This window comes from Embleya hyalina (assembly GCF_003967355.1).
Classification (GTDB): domain Bacteria; phylum Actinomycetota; class Actinomycetes; order Streptomycetales; family Streptomycetaceae; genus Embleya; species Embleya hyalina.
Genome location: NZ_BIFH01000022.1, coordinates 138,872 through 161,681 on the forward strand (window position 1 = coordinate 138,872; position 22,810 = coordinate 161,681).

At 71.2% G+C, this 22,810-nt stretch carries 18 protein-coding genes; 7 read left to right on the forward strand and 11 right to left on the reverse strand.

Annotated features, from left to right (window positions below; genetic code table 11):
- Position 1 precedes the first annotated feature (1 nt).
- Positions 2-1,813, forward strand: a complete 1,812-nt coding sequence (locus tag EMA17_RS22750; RefSeq protein WP_126638959.1) for a hypothetical protein — start codon at positions 2-4, stop codon at positions 1,811-1,813.
- A gap of 199 nt (positions 1,814-2,012) precedes the next feature.
- Here EMA17_RS22750 and EMA17_RS22755 read toward each other — a convergent pair whose 3' ends face one another.
- From EMA17_RS22755 to EMA17_RS22785, 7 genes are all read right to left on the reverse strand, one after another.
- On the reverse strand, positions 2,013-2,690 hold the full coding sequence (locus EMA17_RS22755; protein ID WP_126638960.1) for a hypothetical protein: 678 nt from the start codon (positions 2,688-2,690) through the stop codon (positions 2,013-2,015).
- A 293-nt stretch (positions 2,691-2,983) separates the two neighbouring features.
- Positions 2,984-5,290 (reverse strand): transglutaminase TgpA family protein, encoded by a 2,307-nt coding sequence (locus EMA17_RS22760; RefSeq protein ID WP_126638961.1) that lies wholly within the window; start codon positions 5,288-5,290, stop codon positions 2,984-2,986.
- Entirely contained in the window at positions 5,287-6,456 is a 1,170-nt protein-coding gene (locus EMA17_RS22765; protein WP_126638962.1) for a DUF58 domain-containing protein, read from the reverse strand. Before EMA17_RS22765 ends, EMA17_RS22760 begins: the two co-directional genes overlap by 4 nt.
- Entirely contained in the window at positions 6,456-7,469 is a 1,014-nt protein-coding gene (locus EMA17_RS22770) for an AAA family ATPase (protein ID WP_246126831.1), read from the reverse strand. Before EMA17_RS22770 ends, EMA17_RS22765 begins: the two co-directional genes overlap by 1 nt.
- Positions 7,470-7,708: 239 nt before the next feature.
- Positions 7,709-8,140 (reverse strand): hypothetical protein, encoded by a 432-nt coding sequence (locus EMA17_RS22775; protein WP_126638963.1) that lies wholly within the window; start codon positions 8,138-8,140, stop codon positions 7,709-7,711.
- A gap of 31 nt (positions 8,141-8,171) precedes the next feature.
- On the reverse strand, positions 8,172-9,542 hold the full coding sequence (locus tag EMA17_RS22780; protein ID WP_126638964.1) for a type III PLP-dependent enzyme domain-containing protein: 1,371 nt from the start codon (positions 9,540-9,542) through the stop codon (positions 8,172-8,174).
- A gap of 231 nt (positions 9,543-9,773) precedes the next feature.
- The gene (locus EMA17_RS22785) at positions 9,774-11,492 is read right to left on the reverse strand and encodes a PucR family transcriptional regulator (RefSeq protein ID WP_126638965.1); all 1,719 of its coding nucleotides are present in this window, start codon (positions 11,490-11,492) and stop codon (positions 9,774-9,776) included.
- 431 nt (positions 11,493-11,923) lie between these two features.
- On the opposite strand from EMA17_RS22785, the gene EMA17_RS22790 reads away from it, so the two are divergent.
- The 3 genes from EMA17_RS22790 (at position 11,924) to EMA17_RS22800 (ending at position 15,280) form a co-directional block, all read left to right on the forward strand.
- Positions 11,924-12,751: a hypothetical protein gene (locus EMA17_RS22790; RefSeq protein WP_126638966.1), complete on the forward strand. Its 828-nt coding sequence runs from the start codon at positions 11,924-11,926 to the stop codon at positions 12,749-12,751.
- 306 nt (positions 12,752-13,057) lie between these two features.
- Positions 13,058-14,584, forward strand: coding sequence for an RNA-guided endonuclease InsQ/TnpB family protein (locus EMA17_RS22795; RefSeq protein ID WP_126638967.1), 1,527 nt, complete (start codon positions 13,058-13,060; stop codon positions 14,582-14,584).
- Between the two features lie 348 nt (positions 14,585-14,932).
- Positions 14,933-15,280 (forward strand): histone-like nucleoid-structuring protein Lsr2, encoded by a 348-nt coding sequence (locus EMA17_RS22800; protein ID WP_126638968.1) that lies wholly within the window; start codon positions 14,933-14,935, stop codon positions 15,278-15,280.
- Positions 15,281-15,417: 137 nt separating this feature from the next.
- Here the strand turns inward: EMA17_RS22800 and EMA17_RS22805 are convergent, their stop codons facing one another.
- The 4 genes from EMA17_RS22805 to EMA17_RS56015 form a co-directional block, all read right to left on the reverse strand.
- Positions 15,418-16,581: a thioester domain-containing protein gene (locus EMA17_RS22805; RefSeq protein ID WP_160161513.1), complete on the reverse strand. Its 1,164-nt coding sequence runs from the start codon at positions 16,579-16,581 to the stop codon at positions 15,418-15,420.
- Between the two features lie 393 nt (positions 16,582-16,974).
- A complete protein-coding gene (locus EMA17_RS22810; RefSeq protein ID WP_126638970.1) occupies positions 16,975-18,144 on the reverse strand; it encodes a carboxylate-amine ligase in 1,170 nt (389 codons plus the stop codon).
- A 480-nt stretch (positions 18,145-18,624) separates the two neighbouring features.
- Positions 18,625-19,407 (reverse strand): glycosyltransferase family A protein, encoded by a 783-nt coding sequence (locus tag EMA17_RS22820; RefSeq protein ID WP_160161514.1) that lies wholly within the window; start codon positions 19,405-19,407, stop codon positions 18,625-18,627.
- Positions 19,408-20,417: 1,010 nt separating this feature from the next.
- Positions 20,418-20,675, reverse strand: coding sequence for a WhiB family transcriptional regulator (locus tag EMA17_RS56015; RefSeq protein ID WP_126638973.1), 258 nt, complete (start codon positions 20,673-20,675; stop codon positions 20,418-20,420).
- 347 nt (positions 20,676-21,022) lie between these two features.
- Here EMA17_RS56015 and EMA17_RS22835 point away from each other — a divergent pair, with 347 nt between their 5' ends.
- The 3 genes from EMA17_RS22835 to EMA17_RS51905 all read left to right on the forward strand — a co-directional run bounded on the left by EMA17_RS22835 (position 21,023) and on the right by EMA17_RS51905 (position 22,692).
- A complete protein-coding gene (locus EMA17_RS22835) occupies positions 21,023-21,520 on the forward strand; it encodes an ATP-binding protein (RefSeq protein ID WP_126638974.1) in 498 nt (165 codons plus the stop codon).
- 169 nt (positions 21,521-21,689) lie between these two features.
- Complete coding sequence (locus EMA17_RS22840) at positions 21,690-22,367, forward strand: response regulator transcription factor (protein WP_126638975.1); 678 nt, start codon at positions 21,690-21,692, stop codon at positions 22,365-22,367.
- Between the two features lie 130 nt (positions 22,368-22,497).
- A complete protein-coding gene (locus tag EMA17_RS51905) occupies positions 22,498-22,692 on the forward strand; it encodes a hypothetical protein (RefSeq protein WP_160161515.1) in 195 nt (64 codons plus the stop codon).
- Positions 22,693-22,810 lie beyond the last annotated feature (118 nt).

Here is a 22,810-nt window from a genome sequence, read left to right on the forward strand (position 1 = left end):
CATGAAGCTCACCATCATGCGGCGTGGCATGACCGACTCCAGGGCCTCGTGGATGCTCGTCGGTGCTTTCGCCGGGCTGTGTCCGGCGTCGTGCACGATCTGGCTCGCCACACGCGAGGCGGGGCACCCCGGGGCCCTTGTGGACCTTCTCGCGCTCGTTCTCGCCATGTGGACCTTCGGGTGGATGCTCGGCCCCGTGTGGAGCGGCGAGCCGGTTCTCGGCCCGGAGAGCTTCGCGCTTGTTCCGCTTCGTCGTCGTGTCTTGGCGCTGGGCCTGCTCGGGGCCGCCCTGGTCGGGATACCCACCGGGGTGGCCCTGATCGCGTTCGGTGCTCTCGTGGTGTTCGCGGCCCGTCTGGGGGTGGCGCCGGTGATGGTGGCCGTCCCGGTCGTGGTACTCCAGGTCCTGTTCGTGGTTGTGCTCTCGCAGTTGACGGGGCGTGCTCTTCGCGCGGTGTCCGGTTCACGTCTCGGTGCCGCGGTCGCGGGTCTGTGCACGGCCGCGATGTTGGTGGCGAGCCAGTCCGGTTGGATCGTCTTCGTCGCTTTGGACGAGGTTCTCGTGAGCGGATTGTCGCCGCGGGTCTCGTGGGTGATACGTGCCCTGCCGTCGGGCTGGGGATTGGCGGCCATCGACGCCGCCGGCCGTGCCGACTGGGGTGTCGTCGCCGTGGATCTGGCCGGTCTGTGTGTGTTGATCGTTGTGCTGTTCACGCTGTGGTCGCGCTCCCTGGGGCCCCGCCGGCGGGCACGTTCGGGTGCGGTGCGGGGCTCACGTCCGGCGATGCGACCGGGGTTCCGGGGCGACGAAGCCACCGCCGCGGTGGTGTCGCGGGAGTGGCGGGCCTGGTGGCGTGATCCTTTGCGGGTGCAAACCCTCGTCGCGGCACCGGCGTTCGCGATCATGTCCTGCGCGCTGCCACTGGCCTTCGACTCGACGGCGCTGTTGCCGTTCGCCGGTGCCCTGACCGCCGTGATGGGGGCGGTGACGTCCGCGAACCCGTACGGGCAGGACGGCACCGCCCTGTGGTTGACGCTGCTGGTTCCCGGGGCCGCGCGTCGCGATGTACGCGGGCGGGCGCTCGCGTGGATGGCCCTGTTCGGGCCGTCGTCGATCGTCCTCATGCTCGGTGGGGGAGTGCTGAACGATCGCGCCGGCGTATGGCCCTGGGCCGTCGCCGCCACACTCGGGGCGCTGGCCGGCGGTGTCGGGCTCATGCTCCTCGTCGGCGTCGAACAACTCGTTCCCGGCCCCGATCCGCGGCGTCGGAAGTCGTCACCCCTGGATCACGGCAACGTCACCGGCCAGGCGTTCGTCGTGTTGATCGGCATCGGCGCCGTGACCTGCCCGGGGTTCGGCGTGATGTGGGTCGGCGAACGTGTGGGCAGCGCGTCGACGGTCGGGGTCGGCGCCGTGTTGTGCGTGCTCGTGGCGTGCTTGTCGGCCCTGTACTGCGGACGGCGTGCGCGGCGCACACTGATCGCCCGTGGGCCGGAACTCCTGCACCTCATGCGCACGGGATCGAACTCGGACACATCCCGAGCCGGCGCGACGTCGCCGGTGGGGGAGCGAGTCGGGCAAAGGCATCCGATGGTGTGGATGTGCGCCGTGCTGGGGCTGATCGCGTGCGTCCCCCAGGCGCTGGTGCCCACGATCATGAAGATCAACGGGACCATCGCGCCCGTGTGGTTCCTCGCCCTGCATCTGCCGAACAATTGGCAGTGGCTGGTCATCGGTTTCATGTACGGACTGGGGATCATGCTCCTCGGTCTCTCCGGCATCCTCTACCGGGGCCGTCTGCGATCCTTCTGACCTGCAACGATGCCCTGTACGACGATCTGAGCGTCGATCGCACGTGCCGCCAGGGAATCACCTCGGGGAGTCGGCGTTCGGCCGGTAGGCGCGAATCGCGATAAAAGCGCAGGTCAGAGGCATGAACAGGGCGGGGGCGCGGGGGAGTTGGAGGAGACGCGAGGGTAAATGTCGATGTAGTGATCAAAGACCGTGCATTTCACGGGGACTTCGAGACGGTGGTTGTGGCGGGTGCCGGATTCGGCGCCAGGTTGTCCGCCGCGCATACCGGCTCACTCGGAGCCACCTTCATGGCGGGCTCGGCACTGATCAGTGTCACCACCACGACACAGGAGTTGGCGGTCACGGCGTTCCCCGCGAGGACCGTCATCTGCTCGTCGGCGCGCACCGTCGAGGAGTTCTGGAACTCCCCGGCGGGGCTCTGCGCGATCGCGAGGTATCCCGCGACGCCGTCGATGCGCGTGGGAGGCAACCATGACACCTGCACGCTGCCTTCGAAGCGTCGTCGCGTCACCTGTTGCGGCTGATACGCGGCGAGCAACTCCGGGCCGATCGCGGAGGCCGTCTGTGGGGGCGCGGACTTCGGGGACGTCGCTCGTTCGGAGGTGCCGTCACCCGAGACCAGCACGAAGGCCACGGCCGTCGCGACGACCAGGAACGCACCGATCGCGGTCCACAACACCCACGATCGACGCGCCTTCGGCGAACCGAAGGCCCAGTCGCCTTCCGGACCCGCAGGTGTGGTGAAGTCCCAACCGAACACGGCCTCCGCGTCCGGTGGTGCGGCCGGGGACACGTCCGGAAGCGGCGCGTCGTCCGCGTCCGGCGCGGGCGCGGAGTCGACCGACTCGGACGACCGCGGGGGAGTGGCGGACACCTCCGTGGCCGGTATCGCCGTCGACTCGTCGAATGCCTCGGATCGCGATGCCTCGGGCGGAACCGTCTCGGAGGGCACCGCTTCCGAGCGCGACGCCCCGGACGTGGCCGACTCCGGTCGGAATTCCGGCGAGTCGATCGGCTTCGGTGGTGTCGCCACGCTCGGCCACCCCGGCGGAGCGGTGAGCCTCGGTCCGGTCCACTCCCGGCTCTCCATACCCCGATCCGCCTTCCCATCGGGCCCGGATGAGCCCGGCTCCACCCGCTGCACGTCGTGTTCGCCGGCCGTCGCCATCATCTCCGCCTCCCGTCCCTCGCCCGCAGCGTCGCCCACACCCCGCCGGGGCGCAGTCGTCGCCATACCCGCACCCGCCGTCGGGGGAGTCCGTCCGCGTGGCGCAACGCCGCCTCGACCGCCGTGCAACGAAGCCAGGCGGCATCCGCGTCGGCCGCTTCGACGGGCCGGCCGGCGTAGACCGACTCGTTGACCAACAGGCCGAGTTCGGACAACCCACTGCCACCCGGTTCGGGCAGGCGGGCTACGCCGTACGCGACCACCTCGCTCACGGTCCGCGTCGCGTCCGCCGACATCCCCGCATGGACGAGTCGATCCCCGACCTGCTCCCAGGCGCCGATCACCCGATCGTGGGGATCGCGTCGGCCGCGACGTCGACGACGCGTAAGCCGCGGCGCGGCCGCCGCCATCAGTACGTGTGCCACGAGCAGCGTGCCCAGGAGCACCGCCGCCATCGACCACAGGGGCGGTCGCCAGGGGCGGTGCGCCCGCGACGTCGGCCCGTCGTGGCCGGCGGGGGGACGCGGTTCGGCGGCGATCCGGGCGTCCTTCTCGCGACGCGACGCCTCCTTCGGGGCCGCTTGCTCCGGTGCCTGCTCCGGCTCGCCCGCCCGGGAAATCGGCGACGCCGCGGGCGAGTCGGCCGTCGGCCCGGGGGTCGGCGCGAACGGCACCCAGCCCACGTCGGCGAACTCGATCTCCGGCCAGGCGATCACGTCACCGCTGCGCACCTGGACCGAGCCGTCGCCGCGATCGTCGCCGCGCGTGAAGCCGACCACCACGCGGGACGGCAGGTTGAGGGTGCGCGCCATCACCGCGAACGCGGCGGCGAATTGTTCCGATGTGCCGGCCCTGGACGTCTCCAGGAAGAACCGGAGGTTGCGGTACGAGTGGCCGGGCACGGCCCCCCGGTCGTACGTGTAGGTGCCGCGCAGCCAATCGGCCAGGCGCAGTGCCTGCTGGTACGGGAAGGTGCTGCCCCGCGTGGCGATCATGGCCTGTTCGCGGAAGAAGTCAGTGGGGGAGTCGTCGGCGTCGCCGAGCCGCGGCGTCGGCAGCGACGTCGCCCCGGGGTCGTCGGCCGCCTGGAGGTATTGCAGCCGGTCCGGATCGTGGTGGGGAATCCGGGATTCGACCTCGTAGCGCAGACCGGGGCGCAGCCCCGAGCCGGTGGCCGGTACGCCGCCGGCCGGTTCGATCAGCAGTTCCACACCGGGCGCGTCCACGCGTACCGGTCGATCGGCTTCCGGCAGCCAGATGCCGTCCAGTTCCTGAATGGTCACCCCGTACACGGCGCGTGTGCTCGATTCCGGCGCGAGGCCGCTTTGTCGCGGGATTCGTCCGGTGGTCGGCCGCAGACCGGCCGGCGGCAGCCAGCTGACCCCGTCGTAGTCGTCGAGCACGGCCAGCCGCCAGCAGCCTTCGCCGCCGGAGGGCGGTTCGGTGTCCTTCCCCCGTACGGTGAACAGCGCGACGTCCGGTTCCTGCAACCACGCGGAGACGCGATCGAGCGGGTTGACCGCGTGCAGCGGTGCGCCCGGTGGCGGGGTCACCTTCTCGTGCAGATCGGGAGGTTGCCGGGCGTTGGCCCGATGCAGCAGCGGGCCCAGTACTCCGGTGAGCACGACGATCGTCGCCACCAGCGGAACGCCGACGGCGGTCGTGCGCACCGATGTTCGCGTGACGGGGGCGCGCACGAGCAGCAGCAGACCGAGGGAGGCGATCAGCGCGGGCACGATCATCGTGTTGCTTCCGGGTCCTCCCACGCCGAGCGTGACGGGAACCGCCAGGGCGAGCGCGGCCGGGATGGCGGGCACGAGCAACGTGCGGGTGCGCAGCGCGAGTTCGGTCCCGGTGAACGCGGCGAACCACACACACGCGGCGACCAGGACCAGGGTGTTCGGGCGTGCGGGCGCGGGTGGCACCGTGGTCAGGATCGTGCGCGGCGCGTCGATCAGGTCGGTGCTCATGCGCCGGATCAGGTCCGGGGTGGGCAGGACGCGGGCCGCCGCGCGGTCGCGGTACAGGGTGGCGGACATGGCGAACGTCCACGCGAGGAGGGTGGCGACCAGCGACGGCCACAAGGGTTTGCCGGTCTCGCGCGCGGGCTTCGACGGGTGTGCCCAGGCGGGGTCGGGCCGCGGGGCTCCCGAGGACACGAGCGCCACCACCGTGGGTGCGAGAGCACACAGCACGGTGACGCCCAGGACCTCCCGGACGCCCAGGACACGATGGAACGCGAGCCCGACGCAGGTCGCGAGCATCAGCACCGGGAGCAGGGTCGCGCGTCGGCGTGCCGCGGTCACCTTTGGGCCTCCGCCCGCCAGGCCACGCCCAGTTCGTCCAGTCCGGTGACGTCCATCCCGACCACACCGGGCGGCAGCGCGCTCGGCGCGGGGTGCCGGTGGTGGGCCGGGGCGATCCGTATCACGACCACTCGGTCGTAGCGGCGCCCGAGGCGTCCCAGCCTGTTCGGGCCGATCGTGGCGGTGGTGCCGGTGACCACGACCAGGGTGTCCGTGGGCCGCAGGCGTTCCAGGGCGTCGAGGGCGGCGGCGAGGGTGTGTCCCGGGTCGGTCTCCACCAGGGCCAAAAGGTCCAGGATGCGGCCGGCGTCCGGGCCTCGTCCCCGGTCGTCGTCCAGGGGGCCGGCGCCGGTGAGGAAGCGCAGGGGGAAGTGGTGCCGGGCGACCGCGCAGGCCACCGACGCGGCGGCGTCCACGGCGACCTCGAACACCGGGGGGCCGCCGCGGTCTTCGTAGGCGGAGGGGTCGGTGTCGAGGACGACGGTGGTGACCGGCAGGCTCACGTCCACCATGCGGCGCACCATCATGCTCCCCATCCGCGCGGTGGACTTCCAATGCACGCGGCGCAGGTCGTCGCCGAGGACGTACTCGCGCAGCGAGTGGAACGTCAGGGTGCCGTCCTGGGCGGTGTCCGAGGTCGGACCCTCCAGGTGGTGGGTTCGTCCGGCGGGCAGCACCGGCAGTGGGACGGTCCGGGGGCGGACCAACAGGGTCTCGATGTCGCCGTGGACGCGTGCGTGCCGACCGAGGCCGAGCGGGTCGCCGCGAATCAGGTGCATCGGGCCCACGGGCACCCGGCCGCGCCGGTGCGAGGGCAGGGGGTAGCGGGCGCGTACCTGTCCGCCCGGCGGCACCGGCGGCAGGGCGACGGGGTAGACCGGTTCTCCCGCGACGAAGTCCTCGGCACGCAGTCCGCGGACGGTGCGGGTGCCCGTGTTGGACAGCACCACCACGCCCTCGGTTGGGTCGCCGCGGGCCACCTTGGCGGGTACCACCTCGCGTCGGGCCCGGATCGACTGTCGCGGATAGGCCCAGGCGGCGGCGAGCACGACCGCGAGCAGGCAGGCGGCACCCAGGTCGACGGCCTCGGGGTAGCCCAGTCCCCAGCCCAGGCCGCTCAGGAGCACCCCGGTGCCCAGCACGGCGTGTCCGCCGGGTGAGAGCATCAGGTGTGGTTCCGGTTCGGGGCGGGCCGGGGGACGGGCACTCGGGCGAGTACGTCCGCCAGGACGTCGGCGGCGGTGACTCCGGCCAGCTCGGCGTCCGGTGTCAGCAGCAGCCGGTGGGTGAGGATCGGCGCGGCCAGTGCCTTGACGTCCTCGGGCAGTACGTGCCCTCGACCCAGGGACGCGGCGCGGACCCGGGCCGCGCGCACCAGCGCGACACTGCCGCGTGGCCCGGCGCCCAGTCGGGTGTGCTCGGACTCGCGGGTGAGTCGGGCGAGATCGACCGCGTAGTCCACCACCGGCGCGATCGCGGCGACCCGGTGGCGGGCGAGCGCGGTGAACTCCTCCACGTGGCGGGCCGTCGCGATGACGGGAAGGGTCTCCACCGAGGGCGCGCCGCCCATGCCGGAGGCCACCGCGACCTCTGAGGCACGGTCGGGGTATCCGAGCGAGACGCGCATCAGGAAGCGGTCGAGTTGGGCCTCGGGCAGGGGATAGGTCCCCGACATGTCGACGGGGTTCTGCGTGGCTACCACCATGAAGGGGCGGGGTACGGCGTGCGGGACGCCGTCGACGGTGACCCGGCCCTCCTCCATCACCTCCAGCATCGCCGACTGGGTCTTGGGGGAGGCGCGATTGATCTCGTCGCCGATGACGATGTGCGCGAAGACCGGGCCGGGCAGGAATTCGAAGGTGCCGCTGGTCTGGCGGTACATCGAGACGCCGGTGATGTCCGAGGGCAGCAGGTCGGGGGTGAACTGCACGCGCTGCCATGATGCGTCCAGCGACGCCGCCAGTGCCCTGGCCAGGGTCGTCTTGCCGGTCCCGGGCACATCCTCCACCAGCAGGTGTCCGCCCGAGAGCAGGCAGATCAGGGTCAGGTCGATGGCTTCGCGCTTGCCGACGAGCACGCGCGCGATGTTGTCGCCGAGGGCGCGAAAGCACTCCCGGAACAGTCGCAACGTCTCCTCGACGGACGCCTCGCCGTGCGTCGGGTTCGCGGTAGTGCTCACGGTGCTCCAGATCGAATCGCGCCGCGGGCCGATCGGACGCCGCGTCGTTCGCGCCGCGGTCGGCCGTCGTCGACGTGTGCGGCGGGGCCGGCCGAGGGCTCGCTGTCCGCGACCACGGCGAGCGCGATGCCGACGGGTGGTCTCGACACGGTGTGCGCGTCCGTGGCTCGCGGGCCCATAGTGGGGGAGGCGACCGCCGGGGCCCTAGGAAAAATCCGCCACTCGCTCCCGTGGCGCCGTCAATGGTCCCGGCCGCACCGGAGCCGGCCCGACGTGTGCGCTCCGACGCGTTCCGCACGCAGTGCCGCAGCCACCAGGTCCATCAGCTCCCGCTGCAGCCGCTCGGGCTCGCTGTTTGCGAAATGCGGGTGCAGGACCGGTGGGATGGCTTCGTCGGGATCCGCGAGGTGCCGGAACAGGCCGGGCAGTCGCACGCCGACGAGGTGCTTGCTCTCGTCCATGAGGACGCGCAGCCCGCTCTCCCGGCGCAGCGCCCGATGCTCCGCGGCGGCCAAGGCGTCGACGACGCGGGCGTGTTCGGCCGCGTCGATCCGCCGCGCGCTCTCCGCGCGCAGGGCTCGTCGGCGGGCCCGTAGGGCGCAGGGCACGGTGATCGCGGCGGTGGCGCTGCCGAGGCACAGCAGGGTCAGCAGGGCCGTGGGTACGAGCATGATGAGGGTCCCGGTGGTGAGGGTGCGTGGATCAACCGGCGGGTTCGGATTCTTCCGGCGCCGGGTCGAGGAGGCCCACGAGGGAATCGCCGTGTTCGTCGCCGCCTTCCTGGACCAGTTCTCCGATGCTCTGGGCGTCTCGGATCGGCGCGAACCGTACCCGGTCGTCCTCGCCCACCCGATAGCCGTAGACCGCCGGTCGCGGCAGGGAGTTGTACGCGAAGTGGGTGGAGAAGTAGTAGGCGCCGGTGTCGTGGAGGGCCACCACGTCGCCCGGTTCCAGGAGCGGCAACGGCCGTGCCACGGCGGTCAGATCGCCCGCGAAGCAGCAGGGGCCCGCGATGTCCTGGGGGACCGTGGGGCCTTCCTTGGGTCGGCCGTTCGCGTCGTGGGCGCCGACGCGCAGCGGCCAGGCGTTCGGCATGAACACGGTACGGGTGGCCACCTGGGCGCCGGCGTGGGTGATCGCGATCGGCCGTCCGCCCGACGTCTTGGTGTACTCCACCAGGCTCGCCACGGTGCCGCTCTTGGCCACCAGCGAGCGGCCGAACTCGGTGAGCAGCGTGTAGCGTCCGTCGAGGAGGCCGGGGACTCGCGCGCGCAGTACGTCGACGTAGTCCGCGTAGGTGGGTTTGACTTCGTCGTCGGCGAAGTTGACCGGCAGGCCCCCGCCGATGTCCAGGGAGCGTACCTGGAAGCGCCCCAGGAGGGTGTTGATGTGCTCGGCGAGTTTGTAGGTGGCCTTGATGCCCGCCGCCATCAACTCCAGGGAACACCCCTGTGAGCCGACGTGGGCGTGCAGTCGGCTCAACCAGGGCCGCTGGGCGAAGGCGGCGACGATCGCGTTGACCGCGCCGGGGTCGCCGAGCGCGATGCCGAACTTCGAGGTCTGGGTCGCGGTGCTCATCGCGCCGATGCTGCCGGTGCCGACCTGCGGGTTGACCCGCAATCCGATCGGGGCGCCGGTGCCGACGCCCTCGGACCTGAGCGCGTCGACCCGGGCCAACTCCTGGAAGTTGTCGAGGTTGATCGCGATACCTCGGGTGAGGGCGAAGCGCAGTTCCTCGACGGTCTTGGCGGGGTTGTCCAGGATCAGCCGCTCGGGTGGGAACCCCGCGGCGAGCGCCAGGTGCAGTTCGCCGGCGCTCGCCACCTCGCAGCCCATGCCCGCCTGTGCCATCAGTCGCAGGACCGGCACCAGAGCGCAGGCTTTCGCGGCGAACGTGTGCAGTACCGGGGCGGGTTCGAAGGCGGTGCGCAACTCGTCGACGGCCCGCAGGACGCCGTCGACGTCGAGGAGGCCGATCACGGGCGCGTGTGCGCCCAGGAGACCGAAGCGCACGGCCTCGCCCAGGGCCACGTTCCTGGGAGTCGGTCGCACGCGGGTGGGAGCGGGAATCATTGCCGTGCACCTCGAACCTGGGATCGGCGTGGGGAAAGTCGGCATCGGGAGCGGATCCGGGCACCCGTCGGCACGTCTGTGCGACGTGCCGACGGGGTTGATCGGCGGTCCCGTCCGCCGTGTCCTCCAGCTTCGGGGCGTGGACGTGCGACGTCATCACCCCGCGACACCAAAGCCGGCTGTGGGATGTGCCGCCGCGCGCCACGAAACGATCTTGAGGGAGGGGAGGGATCACGGGTGCCCGCGGATCAGACGCAGGCCCAACTCGGCCAACAGGCGCGTGCCCGGATCGGTCAGGTCCACCCCGAACAGCTCGTGCGCGCGCCGCAGTCGGTAGCGAAGCGTGTTCCGGGTGATGTGCAATCGCCGTGCCGCCCGTGCGGTGTCGCCGAACACCTCCAGGTAGGCCGACACCGTGGCGCCGTAGTGCGAGCCGTGTGCCCGGTCGTGGTCCAGCATCGTGTGGATCGGGCTCGTGGCGGCCTCCCACACCGGCTTCATCCGCTCCAACGCCTCCAGCAGCGTCGCCTCGACCACCACGTCGCCGGCCGACACGAACGCCGAGGTCGGCGGGGCCGCGCCGAGTGCGGCGCGCCGGCGCAGCACCCGCAACGCGGTTTCCGCGCCGAGTCGCGCGGCAGGCAGTTCCAGGAGGTTGCCCGCGACGGGGCCGACACCGGCGAACACCACGCAGGTGGGGAACGAGGCGACGGTCGACAACAGTTGCTCCGCCCGGGCCGTCACGGGCTCGGTCCCGACCGGGGCCACCACGAACAGTCGGTGGCCGACGCGGGTGGTGCAGACGCCGTGTGCCGAGGCCGTCGCCTGGAGCGCCAGGACGTCCAACAGTCGCTGCTCGGACGGGCTCGGCGGTCCGGGATCGACGGGGGACCGATCCGGGCGCGCGTCGGCCTCGGACGATCCGCGCTCGCGCACCTCGGCCACGGTCACCGAGTACGGCCGGTCCACGTCCAGTCCCAGGGTTCGGGCGGCTCCGGCCAACTCCGGCCGGCGGGCCGCGGTGCCCTCGTCGAGCAACACGCCGAGGGCCCGCTCGCGTCGGCGCTCGCGCGGCCGGCCCCGGGTGCGGTGGTGGACGAGATGGGGGGCCGCGGCCCGGGCGGCGAGCCGCAGCGCGCCGGCGGCGGCATCGGTGAGCGGTCGGCCGTCCGCGGCGACCCAGATCGAGCCCAGCACGTGGGCGCCGTCGCGCACCGCGATCACCAGGCGTTCGGCGTGGCGATCGTCGGCGGGCAGCCGTACCGCGTCGTCGCTCGCCCACAGGGTTCGGAAGAAGCCGCTCTGGCGCAACTCGGCCACCCGCCAGGCGGGTACCCGTTGCCCCAGGATGGTCAACCGGCGCAGCGGGTCCGGCTCGCGGTCCATGCGCGAGTAGGCCAGGACACGCGACTGCGGGTCCTCGATGGTGATCGCCCCGCCCACCATGTCGGCGACGACGTTCGCCAGACCCGGCAGATCGCCGATGGGCAATTCGTCCGCGGCGTCGGTCCCGCTGACGGAGGTGTACGTCAGGGAGGTCCGCAGCAGATCCAGGACCTGTGCCCAGTCCCAGTCCGGGCCCCGGGTGAGCACGACCGGCATCGGCGACTCGCCGACGGCCGCTTCGCGTTCGATCGCCGCGTGGAGCAGGGCGGGTATCGGCTCGGGCCCGCCGCGCACCACGACCGCGGCGGCGCCGGCCCGTCGGGCGGCGGCCAGGACGGTCGCGACGGCGGGTGACGTCGGATGCACCCCGATCGCGAGCAGGACCCGGTGTCGGCCCCGGCCGCCCCGTTCGCCGTGGTCGTCTTCGGGGGCGAACAGATCCACTCCGGTGACCGGCACCTCGATGCCCCCGGGTGCGTACACCACCTCCATCACCTCGTCGCCGACCAGCGCGAGCACCCCTGCGAGAGTGACGGTCGCGAGGGGGTGCGGCGTCTCTGGCATGGTCGTCCTTTCGTCGACGGGTGAGGGCCGCCTCGGCGCTGTGCCCGTTCGTGTGCCGCGGATCGTCACGTGCCGACGGCCCTGTGTCGTGTCTGTCCAAGCCGTGTCGTCGGGCCGGACCGAATCATGGTGGGCATCCCGATTCGGCGCCTGTCATGTGTCGGCGTATGTCCGATGGCGGCAGGGCGTCGGGTGGGATCCACGCCGGCGATCGCGCCGCCGCCTCGGATGGCCGTTCGCCTTCGCGAACGCCGCTGCCACAGTTCGGAGTAGTCACGGTGCACGCATTCGATGCCTCCGCCCCCCTGCCCACGCGCCTTCTGACGGATCCGGCGATGATCGCGGCGTGCGCGGCACGTGACGTCGGGGCGGTGTTTCGGCTGGCGAAGACCGTGGGTCTGTACCACAGCAGAATCGCCAGGCTGTGCGAGATGACGCCCAGTCGTGTGGCGGACTACGTCGAGGGCAGGGTGTGCGCACAGCGGCATACGGTGCTGGAGCGGGTGGCGGACGGTCTGCGCATCCCCGGCGCCATGCTGGGTCTGGCGCCGCGCGACTGGGAGTCGGCGCGGTCGCGCGTGTCGTCCCAGGCCGGCGAGTACGGCACCGGCGAGGGCTCGTTGCCTGATCCGCGCCTGACACGGGGCCTGAATCCGCGCAGCCGGACGGTGCGACTGGGACTGTTCACCCAGGCCGTGATCGAGACGTCGCGCGCGGTCGACATCGACATCGACACGCGGGGCCGAGCCGTCGTACGCGTGCGGGAGAACGTTCACAACCTCGGTGCCCACCCGGTCACGCGCCTGCACCACGACTTCTGGTTCGAACGCACCGTCGGCCGCTTCGACGTGCGGCTGTCGCACGGGGTCGGTTCCGGTGACGGGCAGCGGCTGGAGCGACTGCATGACACGAGCACGCTGAGCAAGTTCGTCGTGTGTCTGCCCGAGCCGCTCACTCCCGGGGACACCGCCCGCATCGAATACGTGTGTACGGGTGGCGTGTTCGACGATCGACTCTTCTGGCGGCAGACCATCGCCCGTCCCACCGAACAACTGTGGCTGCGCGTGCGTCACCGAGGCCCGCAACGGATCGACGCGTGCACCGCGGTCCAGGAGCATCACGACGGCGGCGAGACACCGGTGGGAACGAGGGTCGACCGTGCCCCGGGCGTGACGGAACTCAACGTGATCCGAAGCCACTTGATGCCGGGAGAGGCGCTCGTGCTGCGATGGCACCGGGACGAGCCCCCCGCGCGCTGAGCGGATGCGAACGGCGGGGCGGGGGTACGGTGCGCGCGAACCCCGCACAGGATCGTCGTATCGGGGCGCGGCCCGGGCGATGGACACCACGTCGCGATCATGGCCGCGACGGGATCCGACCCCCTTGGATAAACACGCCGCGTCCGTCGACCGGAATGGCGGCAGCGGAACCGGCGTCGCGCCTGTCGTGGCTCCCGTCGTGTTCCCTGTCGTGGATTTCCTTTCCGACGTCCATCCGGCCTCGCCAGGCTTTCGGCCCAGGCGGGGAGACGGCGATCCGCATGACGGACGGAAGGCGGGGCGGCGGTGCGAGAGCGGGTGGTTCGCGCGTTTCGATTCGCGCTCGATCCCACACCGACCCAGCTTCGGGCCTTCCAGCGACACGCGGGAGCGGCTCGCTGGGCGTTCAACTGGGCCCACGGCCTGAAACTCGCCGCTCAGGAGACACGCCGCGCCGAGATCGCCGAACTCGTGGCGGCCGGGCACACCCGGGCGTCCGCGGCCAGGGCCGCGACGACGCGCGTGCCCACGAAGGCGCAACTCCAGAAACAGCTCAACGCCCTCAAGGGCGATTCTCGCGTGCACCTGCCGCCCCCGGACGCCCCCGGTCCGCATCGGCCCTGCCCCTGGTGGCACGAAGTGTCGACCTACGCCTTCCAGTCCGCCTTCGACGACTGCGACATCGCCTGGCTCAACCGGGCCAAGTCGCTGTCCGGCGAACGCGCCGGCCGCGTCGTGGGGCCGCCCAGGTTCAAGAAGAAGGGCCGTGCCCGCGACGCGTTCCGGCTGTACGGGAAGAGCCTGCGCCCCGAGGGGTACCGTCGTGTCCTGCTTCCCAAAATCGGTTCGGTGCGACTGCACGAGTCCACCAAGCGGCTGTCCCGCCTGATCGATCGCGGGCACGCCGTACTCAAGTGCGTGACCGTCTCCCGCGCCGGGAACCGCTGGTACGCCTCGATCCTGGCGGAGGTCGAGCAGGAAATCCCCGCTCGGCCCACCCGCCGGCAACGCGCGGCCGGCACCGTGGGCGTCGACCTGGGCGTGCGGGCCCTGGCCACCCTCTCCCGACCGCTGGAACCCGATCGTCCCGACAGCGACCGCATCCCCCATCCCCGCCTGCTGGAACGCAACCTGGACCGGTTGGCGAAGGCCCAGCGCCGATACGCGCGCACGCGCGCGGGTTCCAACCGCCGGAGCAGGGCCGCGCGACGCGTCGGCGCGTTGCACGCCCGCATCGCCGAACAACGATCCACCCACCACCACCGGATCACCAAACGACTGACGACCACCTTCGCGGTGGTCGGGATCGAGAACCTGGACCTGGTCGCGCTCACCGCCGCCACGGCCGGCGTCGCCGACATCGGCAGCGGGGTCAGGGCCCGCTTCAACCGGTTGCTCCACGACGCCGCGCTCGGCGAGTTCCGCCGTCAACTCCTGTACAAGGCACGCTGGTACGGCTGTACACCCGTGGTTGTCGATCGTGGTACGCCGACCAATCGTGTCTGCTCCTCGTGCGGATGGGAAAACCCACCCCTACGCCCCGGAGCGGACCTGTTCACCTGTCACGCGTGCGATCTCCGGATCGGCCGGGCCGTCAACAGCGCCCGCAACATCCATCGGATCGCACGGCACACGCACCACGTCGCCCCTGACGGAGGGGAGACGTCAAACGCTCGTGGAGGGGGCGCGTCCGAGGGCATTCGTGTCCGGGACACGCCCGCGACGAAACGAGAAGGCCCGAACGGGTCACCTCGGCGGGGTAACCCGCCGGCCATCCACGGCACGGATGTCGGCGCCGCGTACGTCCTCCGGGAAGATCGGCGGATCCGGTAGGGCGAGCGACCACGAGGGTGCCGCGGATCGAACCGGTCCGGGGCGCCGCGTGTCGTGGGAGGGTCGGTGAATCGGCGATTCCCCGTTCGCCTTCCGGGAAGGTTTCCCGTCGCGCGGACGTGACGCGCGATTCGGTGCGGATGGGTCGGATCCGACGCTTTCGCGGCTCGGTGGGCCATGGGCGACGGAGTATCGGCGAGTCGGGGGGAAACCGGAGCGGATATCCCGGATACCGGTCCGCGGAGAATCCGCGTATCGGAGCACCGTGGAAGTGTTGTGCGTGTCACCTGTGGTTTCGGCGGACGGCGTCGTGCGGTCGCTGGATTTCGGAGAAGAAGGATCCTGACAATGGCTCGACGCGTGGTCACGCTCTATATCGACGACATCACCGGCGGCGAGGGGGCGGACGTGGTGACGCATACCTTCAGCTTGGACGGCATCGGTTACGAGATCGATCTCGGTATCGACAGCTTTCAGGGGCTGTTGGACGTACTGGGGCCGTATTTCGGCGCCGCCCGCAGGATCGGCACGAACACGAACCGGCGTCGGAACGCCGGGAAGGGGCAGGCCGCCGTCCTGCGGCCCAGCCCGGCGCGGGTACGCGCGTGGGCGAGCACGCACGGCATCGAGGTCAACACCCGGGGTCGGTTGTCCACCGAGGTGTTGGCGCGGTACGAGGCGACGCACTCGCTGTAGGACGCGGGCCCGACGCCCGACCCGCGGCGATGATCGGATGCCGTGTCGCCCCGGTCACGATGGCGTGACCGGGGCGACGGCTCACCTCATGCCCCGCGCTCGAAGCGTGGCGTGGCCTCTGCGGGCGGCCGGTGTGTTCAGGACGCGGGGGTCTTCGTGGCGCGACGGCGCACCGCGCGGTGGGTCAGGACGGCGCCGAGGCCGACGAGCACGGCGCCTCCGGCGAGGACGGCGGGGGTGTCGACCCCGCTGCCGCCGGTTTCGGCCAACTCCGGTCCCTTGGCAGGCGTGGGCGGCGTGGGCGGGATCGCGGTGTCGCCCGTGGTTCCGCCGGGGGTGGGTGGCGTTTGCTTGGCCGTCCAGCCGGCCCTCGCGCTGTCCTCGACCTTGATGTCGCGCTGACCGACCGCGATCACCAGCTGCCCGGGCTTGAGCCCCTTGAAGACGCGGCCCGCCTCGACGCTCGCCTTGCCGGACACCTCGAGCGTCGCCTCGCCGGCCTCGGTGCCCTCGGGTGGCGCGATCCACACCCGGTCGCCGTCGCCGAGCCGGCCGGTGACGGTGGCGCCGTCCTTGTCCACGAGCCTGGTGCCGGAGGTGCCGGTCGGCGCGGCGGAGATCGCCTTGCCGGTGGCGCTGGTGGTCACCGTGAACGGACCGATGCCGGGTTTGTCGGCACGGCTGCCGGTGAGTCTTTCGGGGGTGATCGTCAGGGAGATCTTCGGTTCGGAGCCGTCGTCGGGCTTCGCGGTCCTGATCAGGTAGTCGTACAGCTTCTTGACGTCCTCGTTCTTCTCCTTGGCGTTGTCGATCTCCGCACCGTCGCTGAAGTGCCAGATCGCGGCCTGGGTGGCGCCGCCGGCCTCACCGGCGTCCAGGCCCGCGATCCCGGACGCGTCCTTGAGCTGTTGCAGGGTCTTGGTGGGGAAGGAGTTGCCGAGGATCCACTTGAGCTTGGCCTTGTCGACGGCCGGAACGTCCTTGTCCGCGAGCCAGGTTCCCTCCCAGGAGGACTCCTGGTACCGGTCCGTGACGTCGTGCAGCAGATCGACGCAGTAGACCTTGATCACCTCTCCGCCGTCGAGCCTGAGGTTCATGTAGCCCATGGGGAGGGTGCGGTTCATCCTCGGGTCCGGTCCCTTGACCGAGACCAGGGTGGTCTGGTCGGCCCCGAAACCCTCGAGGGTGCCGCTCACTCCGTCGGCCCGAGCCGTGCCCGCGAAGCCGATCGCACCGGTCACACCTATCGCGGCGGTCCACGCCGACAGGCGTGCGACGCTCCGTCCGGGTACTCGGAACATGTGGGAATCCCCTCGATGAATGCCGAAACGAAATCGACTCGTGCCGGCTTCACGCCTCGCGTGGCGGCCCCGAGTGGACAGTGGCTTGATCGTAGGAGATCCCACCCGGGTTTTCGCAAGCCGGGAAGGGATTGGGTTTGCGAAATTCACACGAACTGTTTTCTTCGTGTCGAAGAATATGCGGAGGGTCATCGGGAATCGCCGTGCGAAATCGCGGATCGGGTCGACCGATCCGATGCCTCGAGGTTATTCACGGATGGAAGAGCGCGATGCGAGTTGTTGTGGAGAACGCTGTGCGTACGGGCCTTTCGCCCGGTGTGGAATTCGTCGTGGACACGGACGGCGGGCGACGGGGAAGAACACCCGCCGTCCGTGTCCACGACGGTCGTGGGGTCAGCCGACCAACGGCGGTTGGAGCAGGTGACGCGGTGTCACGGCCGCGGGGTCGCGGCCACCGGTGGTCGGCGCGTCGGAGCCGACCGGGCGAAACGTCCTCGTCCGGGAGATGAGCAGATCGACCGCGTGTCGAGGGTCGGCGGCGCTGCGGCGGATGTCGTGCGCGCCGCCGCCTTGGGCGAGCAGGTCCGCGGTGGCCTGCCGGACGAATGCGAGGTCGCCGGCGGCGGAGAGTTCGGGTGCCAGGTCCTCGACGAGTCTCCACACCGTGGTGCGCGCGGATTCGGCGGTCATCGTCGTCGGATCGACCAGGAGTCCGTCGAGTCCCGAACGTGCGGCACGCCAGGTGGCCGCTCGCAGCCACACCTCCGGACAGCTCGGCATGGTCCGGTCGTTCGCCGCCGCGGCGACGCCCCTATGGACCAACGCGCGGAAGACGGCGGCGATCAGCACCGAGGTGTTCACGTCCGGACAGGCGTCACAGATGCGCATCTCGATGGTGGGCGCGTGCGCGGACAACCGCAGGTCCTGGTAGTACATGCCGGTGTCGGTGATCACCCCCGACCGCACGAGGCCCTCGACCAGGGCGTCGTACTCACGGGCGGAGCGAAATCCGGTGGCCGGGCCCGCCGAGGGCCATCGTTGCCACACCATGTTGCGCCAGCTCGCGTAGCCGGTGTCCTGTCCGAGCCAGTAGGGCGAACTCGCGGACAGGGCGAGCAGCGTGGGCAGATGCGGGGAGATCCAGGCCATGGCGCGGGCGGCGATGTCGCGGTCGTCGACCTGGACGTGTACGTGCAGACCGCAGATGACCTGCTCCCTGGCGACCCGGGCGTAGTCGCGGGCGATGGCGACGTATCGCTCGCCGGCGCTCTGCGGCGCGTCGTCCAGGTGCGCGATGGGCGCGGTGCCCGAGGCGATGACCGCCACGCCGGCGCGTTCGGCGGCGTCGGCCAGGAGTGTGCGCGAGGCGACGAGGTCGGCGTGGAGGTCGGACAGGTTCGCGTGCGGACGGCTGTTCGTCTCGATGCAGGTTTCCTTGGCCTCACGGGTGAATACGGCCGCCGGAAGCTCGGCGAGCAGTTCCGTCGCGGCCGGGCTCAGGCGTCGAGTCCGTCGGTCCACGATGTGGAACTCCTCTTCGACGCCCACGGTCTGAATCGACATCTGTTCCCTTGGGTCTTTCTCGGGCCGGATCGAGGGGACTCGAGGTCGGCGCCGGAGCGGGCTCGATGGGTGGGTCGCCGAACGTCGTCGTCTCGTCGACGGAGCACGCGACGAGTGCGACCGTGCCGTCGTGGTGGTGCGGATGGGGCACGGCCCGGACGGCGTCCCACACGACGGTGGCCTCGACCGGCGCCTCCACGACGTGTCCCGCCGTGTCGGGGTGCGTGACCACCGGTAGGCGCGCGTGGTCGGGCGGGGCGAACCCGGTCGCCGACGCCAACCACTCCCGGGACGTCGACGGGCGTGTCACGGCACCTCGAACCCTTCGACGAATCCCGGACAACGACATCGGCGACCCGGCACCGTCCGCGTGCGAGCGCCGTCACAGCGTCGTGGCCCGGCCCGGGGGCGGTATAGGAAATTCCCGTCAAACGCCGGTGTCCGGACGTAGCGGCGGAACTCACCCTCCGCTCGCACCTTCTACGCACCCCGGCTCATCGGGACATGCCGGCGGGTGCGGAACACGGAACCACCCCGAAGCGCGGCGATACGCCGTGCGTGGTGGGCGCGGAGCGCGTCGCGCCGGTCCGAGTAGTCGGGCTGCGCGGTGGTCTGGTCCGGCCAACGGCGGTACCCGTACACGGGAGTTCGGGCCAGGTAGTGGCACTCGAAGTGTTCGCCGAGGGTGAGCATCAGGGCGGTGTCCTCGGACACCGGCAGCGCCGGCCATCCACCGACATGGTGGACCGCGTCGGTCTCGGCCACGACGGCGGCTCCGCAGAAGGGAGGGAATCCGAGTTCCCGGTACCGGTCGTAGATCGCGCCGCGGGCCTGCCGCCCGGGCTTCAGATAATCCGGGAACGCCACCATGCGGTCACCGACCAGATCGACCGTCAATCCCGCACCCCATACGGCGTCGTCGTTCGACACCGCCGTGAACAACGCGTCCAGCCCGCCCGGAAGCCACACGTCGTCGGCGTCGAGGGTGGCCAGCCACGGTGTCGTCACCTGACCCAGGGCCACTGTTCGGGCCACCGCCGCACAGCTGGGACGGCCGGTGGCCATCACCCTGATTCCCGTCAGTGACGGCTCTTCCACACGCGCCACGATCTCCAGGAGTTCCCGGGGGATGGTCGCGCCGTCGTAGGAGACGATCCATTCCATCGGTGTCCGTTGCCGACCCAGGGAGCGCCCGGCTTCGGCCAGGAATGGGATCGCCCCGTCGTGCACCGGAGTGATGACCGTGAGATCTGCGCCTGCCATCCTCGAACTTGCCCTTTCCATCGCCGAATCGCCGCACGTCGAGCCACCGGTCGGCGACCGTGCCGACCGGATCGTGACGTGCACAACGTGCTCGGGGCGTCGTCGGGGCGATAGGAAATAGCCGTCCGGGCGACCCCTGTGACGGATCGGGCGCCGTCGGGGCGGGAAGGTCGCGCGCCTCGATGTGTCCGTCCGGACGTCGTCACGGTCGAGGTCGAACGGTGTGCCGCGCTTGGGGGTGGGTGGTGTTGTCGGACGGTGTGGGGGAGGGGTCGTGCGGTGGTGACGTCGTCGGGTGGGTCGAGGACGGGGGAGCGGAGGAGGGGAGGGGGGTCCGCGAGGGTGGGGCCGACGTCGACGGTGATCGAGGGGTTCGGGAGCGAGTGTGCGCAGGGCCGGGGGTGGGGGCGACCGTCGGAGGAGGTGAGGACGATCCGCGTGGTGTGGGGGTGCCGCCGGTCTTCCGGGGCGTGGCCGGTTTCCGGGTGGCCCGGGGGGTGGCCGCGGCGCGCGGCGTGCCCGGGGCGGTCGCGGAGGGCACGGATGACGAGTGAGTCGTGCTCGGCGGCCGGGTCGGGGTGAGGGCGGATGGTTTCGCCGTGGTCGTGGACCCCGTGGGTGACGGGGTGCGTTCGGGCGCGGTGACGGTGGTGGTGTCGCTTGCTCCCGTGCGGTCCGCTCGATACGGCCGGGTGTGCGCGACGACCGCGCCGGTGACCGATACGGCGACGAGGATCGCCAAGGCGGCGAGCAGGGGCTTGGGGACGAGGGGCGAGCGGCGGTGTCTGCCGCGAGGGCGGGCGTGGTCCAGGCCAGGGAGGCGCAGGTGTCGGCGGCGCTTGTGCCGGGGCACGGGCACGTCTCCTCTCCCGGTTCGGACGGTGGACGATGTCGACTGGCCGCGTCACCTCCACCGAAAGCTCCCGATGGGACGAATATGGGCATCTCAGGCAACGATCGGCGTTGCGCATCCGTGGGGATCGGAAAAATACGACCGAAGGCGTGCCGTCTCATCGGGACACGGCGCGAGGTCCCCTGGGTCGGATGACCTCCCCGTCGCGCAGGAGCTCCCCGCCCCACACACCGCGGGGCTCGTTGCGTGCCAGCGCCTCGGTCAGGCAGGACCTGCGAAGCGGGCAGTGGCGGCACACCCTCTTGGCCTTCTCGATGCCGCGGGCCGATTCGTCGAAGAAGACTTCGGGATCACACGTGCGGCATGGGATGGAGGCACCGATGCGTCGAATGTGGTCGTGCAGGCTCAGTCCCATGGCTGTCTCCGCAGGTGGTGTCTCGCGGCGGACACGGCGTCACCCCCCACCGATGGTCGCCGGCCCGACGGGGCTCGGCTCGACGCGTCCGGTGTCGCACCGTGAGTGCCAAGATTTCCGGCCGTGCGGCGCGGCGCGATTGTAGGAAGCCGCCACATCACGGCCGCGATCACTCCTTCGTCCCTTCGACGGCGATCACCGAAATACCCGATATTGGCCACTTGGGTCATGTATCGCCAACGGCATGAGCGCAGGATCGTCGCAGAGTCCGTCGCGTGCTCGGGGCGAGGACGGGTTCGGGATCGGCCGGCTACGGGGCCGACCGGCGGCAGACCCGGGAGACGATCATGACGACCATCCGAGCACACACCTACATGTTCACCATCCCCTCGCTGGGGTGCCGCGTCGCGGGTGCCCGGCAGACGGTGCTGACCGTGTTCGCCCGCTGGGGCGTCCCGGTGCGGTCCGAGACCGGCGAATCGATCCGTCTCGTAGCCTCCGAGCTGATCACCAACGCCGTCGAGCACGCCGGCCGGGTCACCCCGGACATCGCCATCGTGCTCCAGGAGCGCGACGACGGAACGCTGCGCCTGGGAGTCCGCGACCGCCATCCCGGGCGACCGCGCCTGCGTGCCCGAACCCGGGCGGGACTGCCGACGAGCGGGCGGGGACTGGCGATCGTGCGGGCCGTACTCGCCGAGGTCGGCGGCCGAAGCCGCGTCGAACGTCACCAGGACGGCGGCAAGACGGTGTGGGCGGAGATTCCTCCCGAGGCGACGCGAGCCGAGTCGGACACGGACGCGCGCATCGAGAGCCGACCCACGTCCTGCGCCGCCATCGCGTGAGCCGGTGGCGCGTACGCCGAACCCACGGGATCGGGCACCCACTTCGGCTTGGCGCCACCCCTCGAAACGCTGGGGCTGTCGTGTTCTTCCATGTGGGGATGTCCGGCGCGCGACGACACTGACCCGCGAGCACGCGAACCGCTCGAAGGCGGGGAGGGTCACTGTCGTCATGCGGGTTCTGGTGGTCCAGGACGGAGAGCACGTGGCCGACGCGTTGCGTCGGGGACTCGAGGGCGAAGGGTACGTGGTCGACGCGGTCAGCGACGGCGTGGACGCCGTCTGGCTCGGCCGCGAGAACCCCTACGACGCGATCATCCTCGACGTCGAGTTACCCGGCCTCGACGGATATCGCGTGTGTTCCACCCTTCGGGACGACGGCGTCTGGACGCCGATCCTCATCCTCACGGCCAGGTCCGGCGAACGCGACGAGGTCCAAGGGCTCGACCAGGGTGCCGACGACTACCTCACCAAACCCTTCTCGTTCGCGGTACTCGTGGCCCGACTGCGCGCCCTGATGCGTCGCGGCGCGCCGGAACGCCCCGCCGTACTCGTCGCCGGGGATCTTTCCCTCGACCCGGCCACCCGGTGCGTACGCCGCGGCGACACCCTCATCACGCTGACCGGTCGTGAGTTCTCCCTGTTGGAGTTCCTGCTCCGCCGTCGCGGCCAGGGGCTGTCCAAGCGGGAGATCCTGCGACACGTCTGGGGCGACGACTTCGAGGGCGCCACGAACCTGGTCGAGGTCTACGTGAGGCGTCTGCGCAACAAACTCGACCGACCGTTCGACCGGGCGGCCATCGAGACCCTGCCCGACCGGGGCTACCGACTGGCGGTGGACGGCGGCTGAGCCGGACCCGTCCGCGTTCAGCGTTCGGTCAGCGCCGGTGCGCGAGGATGAGCCCGCCGGGCGCGGGCGTCAAGGCCAACGCCCTTGTACGAAGGGGGACTTCATCGTGAGTCGAGTCGGCAGGTGGATCGTGGGAGGCGCCGTGGCGGCGGCCTTCGTCGTCGGCGGCAGCGGGGCCGCGTTCGCGGCGGGTACGAGCGCGGAGACGCCGCCCGCCCGGACGGACGGCACGCGGGTCACGCAGACGACCTCGGCCGACGACGCCGGCGGCGCGGGCGCCGGGACCGACAACCGGGAATACGGCACCGACAACCGCGAGTACTGAGCGGCCCGTCCTCGCGCGCTCGGGCCGGTGTGTCCGACCTCGTGCCATGGCCACCGGCACCCGGGCGCGCGGGGGGCGCGTTTCTCCCCCTTGCTCCGCAATCAGCGTGACGTTCGAA

What these genes read in the sequence shown, in the direction of transcription:
- EMA17_RS22790 (WP_126638966.1), top strand. Translation starts at nt 11,924, where the DNA reads ATGACGCCCAGTCGTGTGGCGGACTACGTCGAGGGCAGGGTGTGCGCA.
- EMA17_RS22780 (WP_126638964.1), bottom strand. Translation starts at nt 9,542, where the DNA reads ATGATTCCCGCTCCCACCCGCGTGCGACCGACTCCCAGGAACGTGGCC.
- EMA17_RS22785 (WP_126638965.1), bottom strand. Translation starts at nt 11,492, where the DNA reads ATGCCAGAGACGCCGCACCCCCTCGCGACCGTCACTCTCGCAGGGGTG.
- EMA17_RS22805 (WP_160161513.1), bottom strand. Translation starts at nt 16,581, where the DNA reads ATGTTCCGAGTACCCGGACGGAGCGTCGCACGCCTGTCGGCGTGGACC.
- EMA17_RS56015 (WP_126638973.1), bottom strand. Translation starts at nt 20,675, where the DNA reads ATGGGACTGAGCCTGCACGACCACATTCGACGCATCGGTGCCTCCATC.
- EMA17_RS22765 (WP_126638962.1), bottom strand. Translation starts at nt 6,456, where the DNA reads ATGCTCTCACCCGGCGGACACGCCGTGCTGGGCACCGGGGTGCTCCTG.
- EMA17_RS22775 (WP_126638963.1), bottom strand. Translation starts at nt 8,140, where the DNA reads ATGCTCGTACCCACGGCCCTGCTGACCCTGCTGTGCCTCGGCAGCGCC.
- EMA17_RS22750 (WP_126638959.1), top strand. Translation starts at nt 2, where the DNA reads ATGAAGCTCACCATCATGCGGCGTGGCATGACCGACTCCAGGGCCTCG.
- EMA17_RS22840 (WP_126638975.1), top strand. Translation starts at nt 21,690, where the DNA reads ATGCGGGTTCTGGTGGTCCAGGACGGAGAGCACGTGGCCGACGCGTTG.
- EMA17_RS22820 (WP_160161514.1), bottom strand. Translation starts at nt 19,407, where the DNA reads ATGGCAGGCGCAGATCTCACGGTCATCACTCCGGTGCACGACGGGGCG.
- EMA17_RS22800 (WP_126638968.1), top strand. Translation starts at nt 14,933, where the DNA reads ATGGCTCGACGCGTGGTCACGCTCTATATCGACGACATCACCGGCGGC.
- EMA17_RS22810 (WP_126638970.1), bottom strand. Translation starts at nt 18,144, where the DNA reads ATGTCGATTCAGACCGTGGGCGTCGAAGAGGAGTTCCACATCGTGGAC.
- EMA17_RS22835 (WP_126638974.1), top strand. Translation starts at nt 21,023, where the DNA reads ATGACGACCATCCGAGCACACACCTACATGTTCACCATCCCCTCGCTG.